This is a genomic window from Saccharicrinis fermentans DSM 9555 = JCM 21142, assembly GCF_000517085.1.
Lineage (GTDB): Bacteria > Bacteroidota > Bacteroidia > Bacteroidales > Marinilabiliaceae > Saccharicrinis > Saccharicrinis fermentans.
Window position 1 is genome coordinate 2,691,247 of the sequence record NZ_KI912107.1, and the last position, 16,319, is coordinate 2,707,565.

14 protein-coding genes are annotated in these 16,319 nt (G+C 36.6%); 13 read left to right on the forward strand and 1 reads right to left on the reverse strand.

The features are described from left to right. Positions 1 to 866: 866 nt before the first annotated feature. Positions 867 to 1,748 carry an SDR family NAD(P)-dependent oxidoreductase gene (locus CYTFE_RS26140; protein WP_161636346.1) on the forward strand — a complete coding sequence of 294 codons (882 nt, stop codon included), beginning with the start codon at positions 867 to 869 and terminating at the stop codon, positions 1,746 to 1,748. Positions 1,749 to 3,601: 1,853 nt separating this feature from the next. Here the strand turns inward: CYTFE_RS26140 and CYTFE_RS0110710 are convergent. Next, positions 3,602 to 5,209, reverse strand: a complete 1,608-nt coding sequence (locus tag CYTFE_RS0110710) for a fumarate hydratase (RefSeq protein WP_027471778.1) — start codon at positions 5,207 to 5,209, stop codon at positions 3,602 to 3,604. Between the two features lie 658 nt (positions 5,210 to 5,867). Between CYTFE_RS0110710 and CYTFE_RS0110720 the strand changes: the two genes are divergently transcribed. The 12 genes from CYTFE_RS0110720 (at position 5,868) to CYTFE_RS31655 (ending at position 16,318) form a co-directional block, all read left to right on the forward strand. Further along, complete coding sequence (locus CYTFE_RS0110720; protein WP_027471780.1) at positions 5,868 to 6,380, forward strand: UpxY family transcription antiterminator; 513 nt, start codon at positions 5,868 to 5,870, stop codon at positions 6,378 to 6,380. A gap of 191 nt (positions 6,381 to 6,571) precedes the next feature. Continuing rightward, positions 6,572 to 7,162: an adenylyl-sulfate kinase gene (gene cysC / locus CYTFE_RS0110725; protein ID WP_027471781.1), complete on the forward strand. Its 591-nt coding sequence runs from the start codon at positions 6,572 to 6,574 to the stop codon at positions 7,160 to 7,162. A 228-nt stretch (positions 7,163 to 7,390) separates the two neighbouring features. Next, positions 7,391 to 8,236: an ABC transporter permease gene (locus CYTFE_RS0110730; RefSeq protein WP_027471782.1), complete on the forward strand. Its 846-nt coding sequence runs from the start codon at positions 7,391 to 7,393 to the stop codon at positions 8,234 to 8,236. Positions 8,237 to 8,310: 74 nt separating this feature from the next. Next, positions 8,311 to 8,697: a GxxExxY protein gene (locus CYTFE_RS0110735; RefSeq protein WP_027471783.1), complete on the forward strand. Its 387-nt coding sequence runs from the start codon at positions 8,311 to 8,313 to the stop codon at positions 8,695 to 8,697. Positions 8,698 to 9,223: 526 nt separating this feature from the next. After that, positions 9,224 to 10,498, forward strand: a complete 1,275-nt coding sequence (locus tag CYTFE_RS0110740; protein ID WP_027471784.1) for an ABC transporter ATP-binding protein — start codon at positions 9,224 to 9,226, stop codon at positions 10,496 to 10,498. A 35-nt stretch (positions 10,499 to 10,533) separates the two neighbouring features. Further along, positions 10,534 to 11,247: a sulfotransferase family 2 domain-containing protein gene (locus CYTFE_RS0110745; protein WP_027471785.1), complete on the forward strand. Its 714-nt coding sequence runs from the start codon at positions 10,534 to 10,536 to the stop codon at positions 11,245 to 11,247. After that, positions 11,237 to 12,166: a glycosyltransferase family 2 protein gene (locus CYTFE_RS0110750; RefSeq protein ID WP_027471786.1), complete on the forward strand. Its 930-nt coding sequence runs from the start codon at positions 11,237 to 11,239 to the stop codon at positions 12,164 to 12,166. The genes CYTFE_RS0110745 and CYTFE_RS0110750 overlap by 11 nt, the downstream gene beginning before the upstream one ends. 10 nt (positions 12,167 to 12,176) lie before the next feature. After that, positions 12,177 to 13,124 (forward strand): hypothetical protein, encoded by a 948-nt coding sequence (locus CYTFE_RS0110755; protein ID WP_027471787.1) that lies wholly within the window; start codon positions 12,177 to 12,179, stop codon positions 13,122 to 13,124. Then, positions 13,124 to 14,152, forward strand: a complete 1,029-nt coding sequence (locus CYTFE_RS0110760; RefSeq protein WP_027471788.1) for an acyltransferase — start codon at positions 13,124 to 13,126, stop codon at positions 14,150 to 14,152. The genes CYTFE_RS0110755 and CYTFE_RS0110760 overlap by 1 nt, the downstream gene beginning before the upstream one ends. Positions 14,153 to 14,184: 32 nt before the next feature. Beyond that, a complete protein-coding gene (locus CYTFE_RS0110765; protein ID WP_044213999.1) occupies positions 14,185 to 15,081 on the forward strand; it encodes a glycosyltransferase family A protein in 897 nt (298 codons plus the stop codon). After that, the gene (locus tag CYTFE_RS0110770; protein ID WP_027471790.1) at positions 15,078 to 15,710 is read left to right on the forward strand and encodes an acyltransferase; all 633 of its coding nucleotides are present in this window, start codon (positions 15,078 to 15,080) and stop codon (positions 15,708 to 15,710) included. The genes CYTFE_RS0110765 and CYTFE_RS0110770 overlap by 4 nt, the downstream gene beginning before the upstream one ends. Continuing rightward, the gene (locus CYTFE_RS31655) at positions 15,704 to 16,318 is read left to right on the forward strand and encodes an acyltransferase (protein WP_052343146.1); all 615 of its coding nucleotides are present in this window, start codon (positions 15,704 to 15,706) and stop codon (positions 16,316 to 16,318) included. The genes CYTFE_RS0110770 and CYTFE_RS31655 overlap by 7 nt, the downstream gene beginning before the upstream one ends. Position 16,319: the final 1 nt, after the last annotated feature.

Below are 16,319 nucleotides of genomic sequence, written 5' to 3' on the forward strand. Positions count from 1 at the left end.
AACAATAGCCGTGGCCGGTGGTGGTGAGAAGCTTGAGGATGGCGAGTTGGTAAAGCTTGTTAGCTTGTTAGCATGTTAGCATGTTAGCTTGTTAGGTTGGCGAGTTGTTAAAGTCGTGGAGTTGTTGAAGTTGTTATAGTTGTGTTTCTCATTTAATAAATATCTTCCATTAATGTACAAAGCTATCAATTAATGAACCGCAGGGCAGGCCAGAACAATAGCCCCAGGGCCGGCGCTGGAGAGAAGTTATAACCCGGAAAATGCATTAGAAAATCTATTACGAAGTTCTAATACATCATTTGAGTTGGTCGATGCGGGTCGGTAGTGATCTATTGTTCTAGACCTTTTTGGTCCTTTTTATGGCAATGATAATGACGAAGTTATCATGAGGGCCTTTAAAAATAAACCTCTCCGAATAAAAAGGACGTATCGATAAGCAGCAAGAGCAAGGTATGTATTAAAAGAATCAATCTATCCTCTCCATACAGAATCAATATTTCCAATTTAATAAATGCATTCAAGTAAAACATAGAAAGTTCTCAACTTATAAAAATCCATATTCAAATTTTCAATAAATGAATAATCCTCATTTAAATACCCAACCTCCAACAAATCGACTGCAGCGTTGGCCAGAACAATAGCCGTGGCCGGCGGTAGCGAGAAGCTATAAAATGGCGAGTTATTGGAGTTATTATAGTTAACAAGTTGTGTTTCCCAGTTATTGAAAGTCTTTCATTTAAACTTTCAATACTTATTACAATGCATACATATATAAAAACACTATTTCATCCCAATATATCGCAACACATCTTTATCTTTGTTTATTGAACTAAACCCAGTTCTATGACCATTAAGGCATGCACAAAATGACAATACGAAAAACAGCAATAATAACAGGAGCTACCAGTGGCATTGGGACAAGGTTCGCCAAAACCCTGGCCAGTCAAGGCTGGGATTTAATAATCACAGGCAGACGCGTGGAGCGTTTAACTTCTTTAAGCAATGAGATGACAAGACAGCATCATATAAACGTACAGTCTGTCGTCGCTGATTTTAGCAAGAAGGATGAGTTAGCACACTTTTTAGACATTATAGATCACAACACCAACATTGAACTATTAATTAACAATGCAGGCTTCGGCTCCATTGGTAACTATTTCGAAAACGACTATAGCAAGCAACAGGAAATGCTGAATGTACACATTACAGCCACCACCAAAATTATTTACCGTACAGTACCCATAATGATTCAAAATGGCAAAGGAAGCATTATCAATGTGGCCTCCTTATCTGCTTTTTACCCGGGTCCTCACAGCTATTTTTATTGTTCTACAAAAGCTTTTTTAGTGACTTTCTCAGAATGTTTACATATCGATCTATCGCACAAAAACATCAAAATACAGGTTCTTTGCCCTGGATTTACTAACACAGAGTTCCATAGTCGCCAAGGCATATCTCATTCCGACAGTTATATCAAACGCAGGTTATTTTGGAAATCTCCGCAACAAGTGGTAGACAAAAGCTTAAGATCCCTGGGACGAAAAAAAATCATTTGCATACCGGGCTACTTCAACCGCCTACTCTTACATATTTCTAAAATTATCCCAAGAACCTGGTATTATCGCATTGCAGAAAAAAATGCAGATATCTTTTTAAAACGTATCGAAAAACCAAGTCCACAAAACTCCCCCACCACAACATCCATCCCCGAAGTATGCACCGTTAAACAAAAAGTCCGAGGAATGTAAAATTGGCAAAATGGAGAGGTATTAAGTTGGCGAGTTGTTAAGTTATTGAAGTTGTTGAATTCGGCAAGTTGATAAAGTTGTTAGCTTGTTAGCTTGGCGAGTTGGTAAAGTTGCGGAGTTGTTGAAGTCGTGGATTTGTTATAGTTGTGTTTCTCATTTAATCGATATCTTCCATTTATGTACGCAACTATCAGTAAAAGACCGCAGGGCAGGCCAGAACAATAGCCCCGGGGCCGGCGGTGGTGAGAAGCTTGAGGGTGGCGAGTTGGTAAAGCTGTTAGCTTGTTAGCTTGTTAGGTTGGCGAGTTGTTAAAGTCGTGGAGTTGTTGAAGTTGTTATAGTTGTGTTTCTCATTTAATAAATATCTTCCATTAATGTACAAAGCTATCAATTAATGAACCGCAGGGCAGGCCAGAACAATAGCCCCAGGGCCGGCGCTGGAGAGAAGTTATAACCCGGAAAATGCATTAGAAAATCTATTACGAATTAAAATTGCTGCCAATCAAGTCGCCCGCTAACTGTTTCAATTCACCATAGCTGGTGCTATGCCTCATCTCAACAAGTTCTTGATTGATTGCACTTTTAATTCTCATGACGAAGTTCTAATACATCATTTGAGTTGGTCGATGCGGGTCGGTAGTGATCTATTGCTCTAGACCTTTTTGGTCCTTTTTATGGCAATGATAAAAAGGACGTATCGATAAGCAGCAAGAGCAAGGTATATATCAAAAGAATCAATCTATCCTCTCTATACAGAAACAATATTTTTCATCTTATGAACAATTTCAAGTAAAACATAGAAAGTTCTCAATTATAAAAATCCTTATTCAAGATCTCTCATCTAAAGAATATTTTCCATTTAAATATCCAACTATCAGTTAAAGAACCGCAGGGTTGGCCAGAACAATAGCCCCGGGGCCGGCGGTGGCGAGAAAGCTTCAAGGGCGCACTTGAGGTGGTTGTGCGCCGGACGGAATTGGAGCTTGATGTAGGGGAGGTAGTGATCTATTGTTCTAGACTTTTTTGGTTCTTTTTGTGGCAATGACAAAAAGAACATATATAGATATATTAAAAGCAAGCAATGTACCATGTACGTAGTAAAACATAGTTCACTCTAAAGCGATAATTGCTTTTTAAATTGCAAGCGTTGAGATATTTTCATCTTAGGACCCGTAATGCCTCGTCTCAGAAAAATCTTCTTTTATTGCCATTTCAACGTTCATAACGAAGTTCTAATACATCATTTGGGTTCGCTGATGCCGGGGAGGTAGTGATCTATTGTTCTAGACCTTTTTGGTCCTTTTTATGGCAATGATAAAAAGGACAATTATGGAAATTTAAGGAGCAAGATATATGTCATATAAGAGGAGATATTACTCTCGCTTTACAAACTATAGCTCCCTATTTATAGATGATATTCGATTAAAAAACAAATAGTTACAATTTACCCATAACCATATTTCGTAATTCTCAATCAATAAGTAATCCCCATTTAAATACCCAACTTTCAAAATAAAGACCGCAGGGCAGGCCAGAACAATAGCCCCAGGGCCGGCATCGGCGAGAAGCTTGAGGATGGCGAGTTGTTAAGTTGTTGAATTCGGCAAGTTGATAAAGTTGTTAGCTTGTTAGGTTGGCGAGCTAAAAGCTTTAGAAGTTGAAAAATGATTAGATCTAATAATTCCCAAGTTATCAAATAAAGGTGATCATTAACCTTAATAACTAAAAACCGGAATCCTATAGTATACTAAATTAGATAAAACATCCTTGGAAAGGAATACCAAAACTTGGTACATAAACAAAAAAGCCGGTGATCAGCGATCAGCACCACAAAATCACCAGCCAATATCATATTATTTCATATTTGCAAAAAAGTCATTTCCTTTATCATCCACAATGATAAAAGCAGGGAAATTCTCCACTCGTATCTTACGAACGGCTTCCATACCTAACTCTGGGAAATCAACTACTTCAACTGATTTAATACTTGTTTTTGCAAGTATAGCAGCAGGCCCACCAATCGATCCCAAATAAAATCCACCATTCTTTTTACAAGCATCAGTAACCTCTTGTGAACGATTTCCTTTTGCCAACATAATCATGGAACCACCTTTACTTTGGAATAAACCCACATACGGATCCATTCGACCAGCTGTGGTTGGCCCAAAACTACCTGATGGCATACCCTCGGGTGTTTTCGCAGGTCCAGCATAGTAAACAGGATGATTCTTCAAATACTCCGGCATTTCTTTTCCTTCGTCCAGCATCTTCTTGATATTCGCATGTGCAATATCTCGTGCCACCACTAAGGTACCAGAAAGGTTCAAGCGCGTTTTTACTGGATATTTGGTCAACACCTTCAATACTTCTTCCATGGGCTGATCCAAATCAATATCTACCGCAGGAGCTAATTCAGGCGCTCTCTCAGGCACAAGACGCGAAGGATTCTTCTCTAACTGTTCCAAAAAGATACCTTCTTCGGTAATCTTCGCTTTCACATTACGGTCGGCACTACAGCTCACACCCAGTCCCACAGGACAAGAAGCGGCATGTCGAGGCAGACGAATCACTCGTACATCATGTACAAAATACTTACCACCAAACTGAGCACCTATCTCACTCTCCTGACATATTTTCAATACCTTTTCTTCCCATTCCAGGTCACGAAAAGCCTGTCCCAATTCATTGCCTTCTGTTGGCAGATGATCCAGATATCCAGCTGATGCCTTTTTCACTGTTGCCAATGTAGCCTCTGCCGAAGTACCTCCAATGACCAAAGCCAAGTGATATGGAGGACAAGCTGAAGTTCCCAGATCCTTAATTTTTTCTGCAACGAATTTACTTAAGTTCTCCTCTGTCAGCAAGCTCTTGGTTTGTTGATACAAGAAAGTCTTATTACCGGACCCTCCCCCTTTGGTCAAAAACAAAAACTCATATTTATTACCCTGCTCAGCATAAATATCAATCTGTGCAGGCAAGTTATTACCAGTATTTTTCTCCTGAAACATAGTCTGGGGAACCACCTGTGAGTAGCGTAAGTTTCTTTCCTGATAAGTCTCATAGATACCCTTAGAAAGATATTCCGCATCACATGCTCCCGTATACACATCTTCCCCTTTCTTAGCTACTACAATCGCAGTACCCGTATCCTGACAAGTGGGCAATGCTCCCTCGGCAGACACTACCTGATTCATCAACATAGTATGTGCCACAAACTTATCATTATCAGAAGCCTCCTCATCCTTTAGTATGGAAGTAAGTTTTTCAAGATGAGCAGGACGCAAGTAAAATGACACATCGGCAATGGCCTCTTTCGCCAATAACTGTAGACCTTTAGGATCAACCTTTAATAATTTTCTTCCGTCCACATCAATGGTCGACACATAATCCTTGGTCAGCAAACGATATTCGGTGTTATCTTCCTTGATGGGAAACGGTTTTTGATAGACAAATTCTGACATCTTATCTAAATATTTTAGTATTAATTTTTAGGGAGATCAGAAATCCATCCCCCATTCTATTTGCAAGCCCCAAAGTTAACAAAGAATGACAAACCACAGAGTTTTCATCCATGATATTATCAGATGTTTTGGAGCAGAAAAATATTTCGTGGACATTAGTAAACCTTTTGAGAAGGGGTTTTAGTTGGCGAGTTGGTAAAGTCATGGGGTTACTGAGTTGTATTTCTCATTTAATAAATATCTTCCGTTTATGTACGCAACTATCAGCAAAAGACCGCAGGGCAGGCCAGAACAATAGCCGTGGCCGGCGGTGGAGAGTTCTATATAGTGGCTGCAAGAAAACGACTGTTTTTTCTGTCTTTGATAAGAAAGCTTCAAAGACAAGGCTTTCGATATTTTTGAAACCAAGGAGTTTACTGATTGTAAATGACTGTTTCAAAAATGAGAATAACGCAGTATTTGGAGTTTTCTTGCAAAGACTATATACATATTATTTTCCTTTGCATTATTTCCGCTTTCTTTCACTAAATTTTAAACATATCTTCCTGGCTTCCAAACAATCCTCAGAACAGATCATTAAAAACGTCCTTTTTTACGGTTTAAAACCTTATGTATATTAAAAATTTTCTAAATTTGCCTATTCAAAAATCGCAGAGTTTTGAAAAAAGACACAACAACAACGCATACCTGGTATGCACTATATACCAAATCGAGAGCAGAAAAGAAGGTCGCGGAAGGACTGGAAAAACTGGGAGTTATCAATTACCTACCCCTCAAAAAGGAGCTCAAACAATGGAGCGACCGAAAAAAATGGGTGGAGGTTCCTGCTATCAGTTCATATATATTTATTAAAATCACCGCCGACCAGTACCGTTCTGTCTTTGCTGTGAACGGCGTTGTCGCCTACGTATCTCACAAGGGCAATGCCCTCGCAATACCTGAGCATGAGATCATTGCCATGCAACGTACCATCGAAAATAAAATCAATTTTAATGTAGTTGCCGGAGATATTAAAAAAGGTGAAGAAATTACTGTAACCTCTGGACCATTATGTGGTATAAAAGGTATCGTTCAAACAGTACAGGGAACAAAAAAATTGTATCTTAACATCTCAAATATTGGTTATACACTCGTGGTTGACTTGCAAGAGGCCTCCGTCGAAAAACAATAACCACCTCAATATCCTGGCAAACAATATTTAAAGTCAGGATAATTACATGTTCACAACCTCCTACTCACCCCAAAAATGGGACTGAGGGAGGCGAAGCCGTGGGAAAAGGGAGAGATGGCGAGGTGTTAAAGTTGGCGAGCTGGCGAGTTGACAACTAAAACAACTAAAACAATTACAACAACTTAACAACCATGACCAATATCCATCCAACAAATATTTATTTAAGCAGATCCGACAAAGAACACTATTTACGTCAAAATGCCAAAATAATCTGGATTACAGGACTTTCTGGTTCAGGCAAAAGTACGCTGGCACACGGCTTAGAAAGAAAATTAGCTGAGAAAGGTTATTTTACACAAGTATTAGATGGTGATAATATTAGAACAGGTATCAATAAAAATTTAGGGTTTTCTGACGAAGATCGCACTGAAAATGTCCGTCGTATTGCAGAGGTCAACAAACTATTTCTCAACTGCGGTATTATTACCATCAATGCTTTCGTATCACCCACCAATGATATCCGCCACATGGCACGTGAGATAATTGGTACCGATAATTTTATCGAAATATTTGTAGATGCCAGTTTTGACACTTGCGCCAAACGCGATCCTAAAGGACTTTATAAAAAAGCACTCGCCGGAGAAATACTAAACTTTACCGGACTTGATGCCCCCTTCGATCGCCCAGATGATGCTGAACTAACCATCAATACCGATACACTGACCATCGACGAAGGAATTGAAAAAGCATACGAGTATGTAAAAGCAGCAGTGAGATGGTGAAATGGCAAGCTGGCGAGTTGATAACCAAAACAACAAATAATACGGCGAGGTGCTAAAGGCGGCGAGGCGGCGAGTTGATAACCTAAACAACTTAACAACTACAACGACTATAACAACTCAACAAATAATACGGCGAGGTGTTAAAGCTGGCGAGTTGGCGAGTTGACGAATGCATCAACTCAACAACTACAACAACTTAACAACTATTACAACTGTAACAACTCACACATGAAAGAATACGATTTAATCATACGTCCCAAACGCCATGCGTTCGACATTAACTTTAAAGAGATATGGGATTATCGGGATTTGCTGTCCATGTTTGTCAAACGAGATATCGTTACCGTATACAAACAGACCATACTGGGACCCATCTGGTTTGTGGTACAACCTATCTTGACTACCCTTATCTATATGGTTGTCTTTGGACGCATCGCTAAAATCAGTACCGATGGAACGCCTCAGATACTCTTTTACCTAGCAGGCATCACCATCTGGAACTATTTTTCCGAGAGCTTTAATACAACCGCAAAAACCTTTACAGAAAACGCTAATATCTTTGGTAAGGTCTATTTTCCAAGACTAATCATGCCCTTTGCTAAAGTGAGTAGTGGACTGATTAAATTTGGTATCCAGTTTGCCTTCTTTATGGTCGTATACATATACTACCTGACAACACAGGAAGGCGCTGTTCAACCTAACTGGACCATCGCATTATTACCCTTATATATATTATTAATGGCCATGTTCGGACTGGGAGCCGGTATCATCTTTACTTCCTGGACAACCAAATATCGTGACCTGACCTTTCTCTTGACCTTTGGTGTACAACTTTTAATGTATGCCTCTCCAGTCATATATCCGGTCAGCACTATTGAACCCGGACTGATGAAAGATATTCTGTTACTTAACCCCTTCACCCCTATTCTCGAAGGATTTAAATATGCCTTTTTGGGAGCAGGTCATTTTAGTTGGAGCAGTCTGGCATACAGTGCAGGCGTAGCAAGTGCAATACTGTTTCTAGGAATTATCATCTTCCACAAAACAGAACGTAACTTTATAGATACAGTCTAGTCATCTAATTTGTGCGAATTGTCACTAATGGCTCGTTTAATTAACACAACTTTTAGTGAATTAATTGCAAGATAATGGTTGAAGGCATTTTGTATAAAGAAGAAGCTTATCGTATCATTGGTGCGGCAATGGAAGTGCATAAAGAACTAAAAAATGGTTTCCTAGAAACTGTCTATCAAGAAGCTCTTGCTAAAGAATTTAAGATACAAGATATTCCTTTCGAAAAAGAAAGCCTGATAAATATATATTACAAAGGTGAAAAATTAGGTAAATATTATAAAGCGGATTTCATTTGTTATGGTGAAATAATTATTGAACTAAAAGCACTAAGTGATCTAACAAAGGATCATGAATCACAATTAATCAACTACCTTAAAGCCACAAACAAAAAACTAGGAATCCTTATTAATTTTGGAAAAACCAGTTTACAATACAAAAGAATCATAAACACCTTACATTAATTCACGTTAATCTATGTAAATTCGATGACAACAACACTACACAATAAGGTAATCTGCGTTAATCCGTGTAAATTCGATGACAACAACACTACACAATAAGATAATCTGTGTTAATCCGTGTAAATTCGATGACAACAACACTGCACAATAAGATAATCTGCGTTAATCCGTGTAAATTCGATGACAACAACACTACAAAATAAGATAATCTGCGTTAATCCGTGTAAATTCGATGACAACAACACTGCACAATAAGATAATCTGCGTTAATCTGTGTAAATTCGATGACAACAACACTACACAATAAGATAATCTGTGTTAATCCGTGTAAATTCGATGACAACAACACTACAAAATAAGATAATCTGCGTTAATCTGTGTAAATTCGATGACAGCAACACTACAAAAGCAATTAAATTCGTGTCAATTAGCGTAAATTCAATGACCGAGATAACTGCGCAAGCAATAACATTTCATTAAGATTTTCGTTGAACTTTAAAAATTCGCATTAATTCGCGACAATTCGATGACCAAGACTGTAATAAAAATAGAAAACCTATCCAAAATATACCGCCTGGGTGAAGTAGGCACAGGAACCTTGTCCCACGACCTCAACCGTTGGTTTAAGATGAACCTACTGGGGCAAGACGACCCCTATGCCAAGGTAGGTCAGGTAAACGACCGCACCCAGAAAGCCGAGAAAGGAGAATTAGTTGCCGCCCTACGCGACATCAACCTGGAAGTCAAACAAGGCGAGGTGCTAGGTATCATTGGTAAAAACGGAGCAGGAAAATCCACCCTCCTCAAGCTACTCTCCCGCGTCACCTCCCCCACCACCGGTAGCATCAAAGTAAAAGGCCGATTAGCCTCCCTGTTGGAAGTAGGCACCGGCTTTCACCCTGAGATGACTGGACGGGAGAATATATATATGAACGGCACCATCATGGGCATGCGTAAATGGGAGATAGACCGAAAGCTGGATGAGATAGTGGACTTTGCCGGCGTAGCCAAATACCTGGACACCCCCACCAAACGCTATAGCAGCGGCATGACCGTACGCCTTGGATTCGCCATCGCCGCCCACCTGGAACCAGAGATACTGGTAGTAGATGAAGTATTGGCCGTAGGCGATGCCGAATTTCAAAAGAAGGCCATCGGTAAAATGCAGGATGTGAGTACCAATGATGGTAGGACTGTGTTGTTTGTGAGTCATAATATGGCAAGTATTACACAATTATGCACAAAAGGTTTTATACTAGAAAACGGTCAATCAGCATATCAAGGTTCAACTGACGATGCGATCAATTATTATTTATCTAACTCAAAAAATAATAATGACAAAAACATTGAGCAACGTGCCGATAGAATAAATGGTAGTAATTTTAGATTTACAGAATTGGTTCTAAAAACCAGAGATAATAAAATTATTGAAAATGCAACTAGCGGATTACCCATAAAACTAAAAATAAGCTACTCATTAAAACACCCTTTAAAAAATGTTTCTATAAGAGCTCTATTTATAAACAATAAAGGGCAGGAACTATTTCTATGTAACAATGCATTTTGTGATAAAAGAATCGACATTGAAAAAAATGGTACAATTACCTACTTTATACCCAAATTACCATTACCTGATGGCCAATACTATATACAGCTAACTGCTTATTCTGAAAATGGAATTGAAGATGACATTGAAGGAGCTTATGAGTTAAATGTTGATATAGGAGATTACTATAACACGGGAAAAGTCCCTGTGAAAAAAGATGGTTTATATATTGACCATAACTGTACCTATGATTAAATACCGAACGCGAATACAAGACTCAAAACTATAAAATGCAAACTATAAAAAACATTCTCCCACTATTCATAAAAGAACCGATTGAAGAATACCAACGAAGAAAGTATTGCGCCAATAAATACAAAGGCGAAGAACTAAAACAACCAGGCACCTATTACTCTCTTAATGCATTTGATTTTTACAAATGTATCTTTATACATGTACCTAAAGCAGCAGGTGTATCCATTAATAAAACTTTATTTGGAAACCTTGCCGGAGGTCATTACACTGTAAAAGATTATCAAAACATATACAAACCTTCGACGTTAAAAAAATACTTTAAATTCACCATTGTTCGCAATCCTTATGACAGACTTTTTTCTGCTTACACGTTCTTGAAAAAAGGTGGTTTTAATAAAAAAGATGCAGAATGGGTCAACAACAATCTTAGAGATATTCATAGTTACGAGCAATTTGTAAAAGAGTGGTTAACAACCGAACATGCCTATACTAAAAACCACTTTACACCTCAATACGAATACCTCATTAACAATAACGGAGACATTGGAGTTGACTTTATAGGCAAGCTAGAAACCATAGATGAAGATTTTCTTACCATTTGCAATAAAATAGGCGTAAAGCGTGAATTAGTGCATGCCAATAAAACAGGCCCCAGAGAAAAAGTAGTACTCGATACTGAAATGAAAAAAATGATACAAGAAGTCTATGCCAAGGACTTTGAACTCTTAAACTATTCGTATGACTACTAAGTCAAACTTTATCACCATTATTGTTTGCACCTACAACCGTGCTGACATACTTAAAGAATGCTTAGAAGCCCTTTTTAACCAAACAGCATCTCAAAATTCATATGAGGTATTGGTAGTAGACAACAATTCACACGACCATACCAAACAACTAGTAGAGAGTTTTCAGCTTACACATACCAACTTACGTTATTACCTAGAAGAAAAACAAGGGCTGAGCCATGCGCGTAATGCGGGTTACTTAAACACTAAAGCCGAATGGATAGGCTACATGGATGACGATGGGAAAGCACATACTGATTACATAGAAAAAACATTTGAGGTGATCAACAACCATGATTTTGACTGCTTTGGTGGACGATACCACGCTTGGTATAGAACCCCAAAACCTAAATGGCTAAGTAGTGACTTTGGTACATCACCAATACTAAATAATACAGTTGGCATTTTAAAAGAAGAACACAACTCTGGTGGTATTATCTTCTTTAGAACAGATGCTTTAAAGGCTGTTAATGGTTTCTCTACCAAAGTGGGCATGAGTGGTAATACAATTGCCTATGGTGAAGAGACTATGGTGCAGAATGAAATGAGAAAACTTGGCTTTATCATTGGCTATTCTCCATTTATAAGGATGGACCACTTGGTAGCTGAACATAAGTTCAAAGTTTCATGGCATTTAAAAGCAACTTATGCACATGGTAGAGATGGTTATACAATTTGGAATAGCCAACCTATTAGCTTCACATTCTTCTTAAAACAGCTCATTAAAAACTTTTCACGAGGGTTTACTAGAAATTTATATAAATTTATAGGCTCTAAAAGTTATTGCATTCAGAATTTAATTTACGACACAATGCAACCAAACCTTTTGTTGTTAGGCAAATATATATCCCAATATTCACAATCTAAACATAAAGTATAATTACATTCTGATGACTGATAATGCACCTATTATATTTATCCATTACGGGAATAATCCATATTTAAAGTATGTTTTTAAAACAGCTAAAACTACCAACCCCAATAAAAAAATAATATTATTAGGTGATAATTCAAATAAAGAACTTGCTATTAAAAATGGTGTTGAACATTATGATTTTAAAGACTATGATAGAGGCGAACAATTAAATATATTCGAAAAATCATATAAATTTATTGCAGGAACGACACATGGAAGGGAAAATTGGACGAAATTTGTTTTTAAAAGGTGGTATATTATGCGAGTCTTTCTAAAAACACATAATATTAATAGCTTTTGGACTTTTGACTCTGACAATTTAATACTGTGCAACTTAGAAGACCTTGAACCTGTATTAAATAATTTTGACTGTACCGAACAGTGCAAAGGTAATTGTATGAATGGCTACATCAGCAATTTTAATGTTGTAGATGGCTATATCAAAAAAATGAATGAGTTATTTAATAGAGAAGAGTATATATCGCACCAAATTGATAACTTATCAAAACATCCTGATTTTGCTTACACAGAGATGAGAGCTTATGCCACTTACAAGAAAGAGGAAGGCATAAAAAGCAAACGGCTTTCTATCATAGAAAAAAACAAAGTTTTTGATGATGCGGTTTGTATTCCTGAAAACATGGAAGCTTATAACAAAAAACTGGGTGGATATAATCTAAAAAAAATATATTTTGCCAATAATGGTGAAGTATACTGCATCGAGAAGAAAACAGGGGAATATATAAAGATGATGAATCTGAATTTAAGCTGGGTTCCATTATACATATTTGAAGATATATGTAAGCACGTAACACGCGCGCCTCGTATTAAAACAATTAAGCTTTATAATATACACAACGAACCATTTATATATAAACTACGAAATAACATAGCACGGATAAAAACATTTATAAGCCACTAATGCATACTACACAAAACACCCAATGGCTAAATAACCTAAGAGTTTTTGCAACTATAGCTGTTATTACATTGCATACATGTGATAGTGTCTATCTGTTTAACATTTATAATCTAAATAAATGGTGGGTCGCAAATATTATCGACAGTAGTGTCAGATCTTGTGTTCCGCTATTTTTTATGCTATCAGGTGCACTTCTACTTAACAAGAATGAAACCTTGCACATATTTTTAAAAAAGAGATTTATACGAATCATATTGCCTTTCGTTTTTTGGTCATTAATATATATAGCCTACTGGCAAATACTCAAAATTATAAACGGAGAAGAATTTGCCCTAAAAACATTTGTGCTATTTGCAATAAATAAACTAAAAACGGGTGCGGCGGTTCACCTTTGGTATATTTATACAATATTAGGTCTATACTTTACATTTCCAATTCTATCTAAGTGGATTAAAAATTGCAAAGAGATAGAAATTAGGTATTTTTTGATCATATGGGCAATAATTATCATTTCGAACCTACCCTTAATTTCCTTAATAAAGCCTAACATCAATATGATGTTCTTTACAGGTTATATAGGATTTCCTGTGCTAGGATACTATTTAGACCAACATATCTCATTATCCCAAAAACATTATCCATTGTTAATGTATATTATAGGAACCGTAATAACAATTGTGGGCACCTACATAATTTCAAAGACACATAACTCATTTCAACATGCGTTTTACGACTACATAACTCCAAACGTTATACTATCATCAATCGGTATATTTTTATTTGCTAAATACCTTAAAATAGATAATTTAATTGTTTTAAAAATTATTAACACTATAAGTAAAAACAGTTATGGAATGTATTTAGTTCATATATTAATACTTCTACTAATGTCTAAAATAGGAATAAATAATTCATTTACACACCCTGCTGTTGGAATACCTCTTACAACAATAATTTGTATCATTACCTCATATAGTGCAATTTCATTTTTAAAGAGGATTCCTTGGGGTAAATATATATCAGGTTAAAAGGCCAATAACGTAATTAATTGTATTTCCAAATGAAAAAAAAACTTGCTCCAATAGTACTTTTTGTGTATAACAGGCCTATACACACGTTAAAAACACTGGAAGCATTAACAAACAACACCTTGGCTAATGAGTCAACGCTATATATCATCGCTGATGGGCCAATGCAAAATGCAAGTGACGAAAACATACTTGCAATAAAAAAAACAAGAGAAATAATAAGAAAAGAAAAGTGGTGTAAAGAAGTTATTATTGAAGAAAAAGAGAGCAATAAAGGTCTAGCTCCTTCTGTGATTGAAGGAGTAACAAATATTGTTAACAAACATGAAAAAATAATTGTACTTGAAGATGATTTAATAACGTCAATCCATTTTCTTGAGTTTATGAACGAAGGCCTTTATAAATATGAAAAAAAAGCAAATATATATTCTATAAATAGCCATATGTTTCCGATTGAAGCAAAGGAATCAAAATCAGTATTATTACCAATGACTACAACATGGGGATGGGCAACTTGGAAGGAGAAGTGGAAATGTTTTGAAGTTAATACAGATATAAATACACCAATTTTCACTAATCCTCACCTACAAAATAGATTTAATCTACCTAGCTACGATTATACCCAAATGTTGCTAAAAGCAAAACATTCGTGGGGAATCCATTGGTATTATTCGGTATTTAAACGAAATGGCCTCGGTGTTTTTCCTACACAGTCTCTTGTTTCGAACATCGGTTTTGATGGAAGTGGAGTAAATTGCGGAACGGAGTTGACTAGTAGCTTTATACACCAAGGAAAAATTAAAGTATTAATTGAAGATACTATTGATATTTATTTTTACAGTCTTTATCTTAACTATTTCGACAAAAAAAGCAAGTCCAAAGCACTTTCTACAAGGATCATTCGCAGGATATTAAACAAACTAAAATGATTAAACGAATTGTTTTATACCTTATTAAAAAGTTATTTCAGGTTGAAGGTGTAGCATCTGCCATACAGCGTCAACTTGATCTCAACAAAACAAACAACAACAACAATGCATGTTTGATTTACGGTAAAGAAACTGTGCTTCATTCAGATGCAATAATATTAAATGGAACAAACAAAAAGGAAAACATTTCGCTTGGAGACAATTGTTTATGTAGAGGTACTCTTCTAACTTTCAACTATGGCGGAATAATAAGCATTGGTAACCATTGTTATATAGGTGATTTAGTTCGAATCTGGTCGGCAGAAAAAATTAGTATAGGTAATGATGTACTGATATCACATAATGTAAACATAATAGATACAGATTCACATGAATTAAACAGCATAGAACGAAAAGAAAATGGCCGAAAAATTCTAAAGGATGGGCTAATTCTTCCTAAAGGAAACGTAAAATCAGCCCCCATCATTATTGAAGACAATGTGTGGCTTAGTTTTAATGTAAGTGTTTTGAAAGGGGTAACAATTGGCAAAGGGGCAGTAGTGGCAGCAGGGTCCGTTGTAACTAAGAATGTAGCCTCTTATACATTAGTTGGAGGCACCCCCGCTAAATTCATAAAGAAACTATGTTAAGAAAATATTGGACAAAGATTTTAAAAAAAAATGTAGCACAAGATCATTCATCTTACACAAATATTCACAAAACGTCAATTTTTCCAAAAAAACTTAAGCTTAGGTTCGACGTAATAAAAGAAAATAGAATATATGTTACTATTGGTGAAAAATGTATTATTGTAGCAAATTTCATATTTGAATCTGCAAAAGGAGAAATTAGTATTGGTAACAATGTACATATTGGCGGTGCCAACCTTATTTTGAGAAGCAAGATTACAATAGGCAATAATGTAACCATGGCATGGGACATTACCATTTACGACCATGACTCTCACAGTATATATTGGAATTACCGAAGAAAAGATAACGAACAATGTTACAAAGATTATTTGGCCTACGAAGGAAATAATGTAATAAATAAGGATTGGGAACATGTTAACTCGCAACCAATAATAATCTCAGATAAGGTTTGGATAGGTTTTGGGGTCACAATATTAAAAGGCGTCACCATTGGAGAAGGTGCTATTGTCGGAGCCAAAAGCGTAGTAACCAAAAATGTGCCAGCATGGTGCATAGTTGCAGGAAATCCTGCACGCATAGTTAAACGATTAGAAGAACCTAAATAAA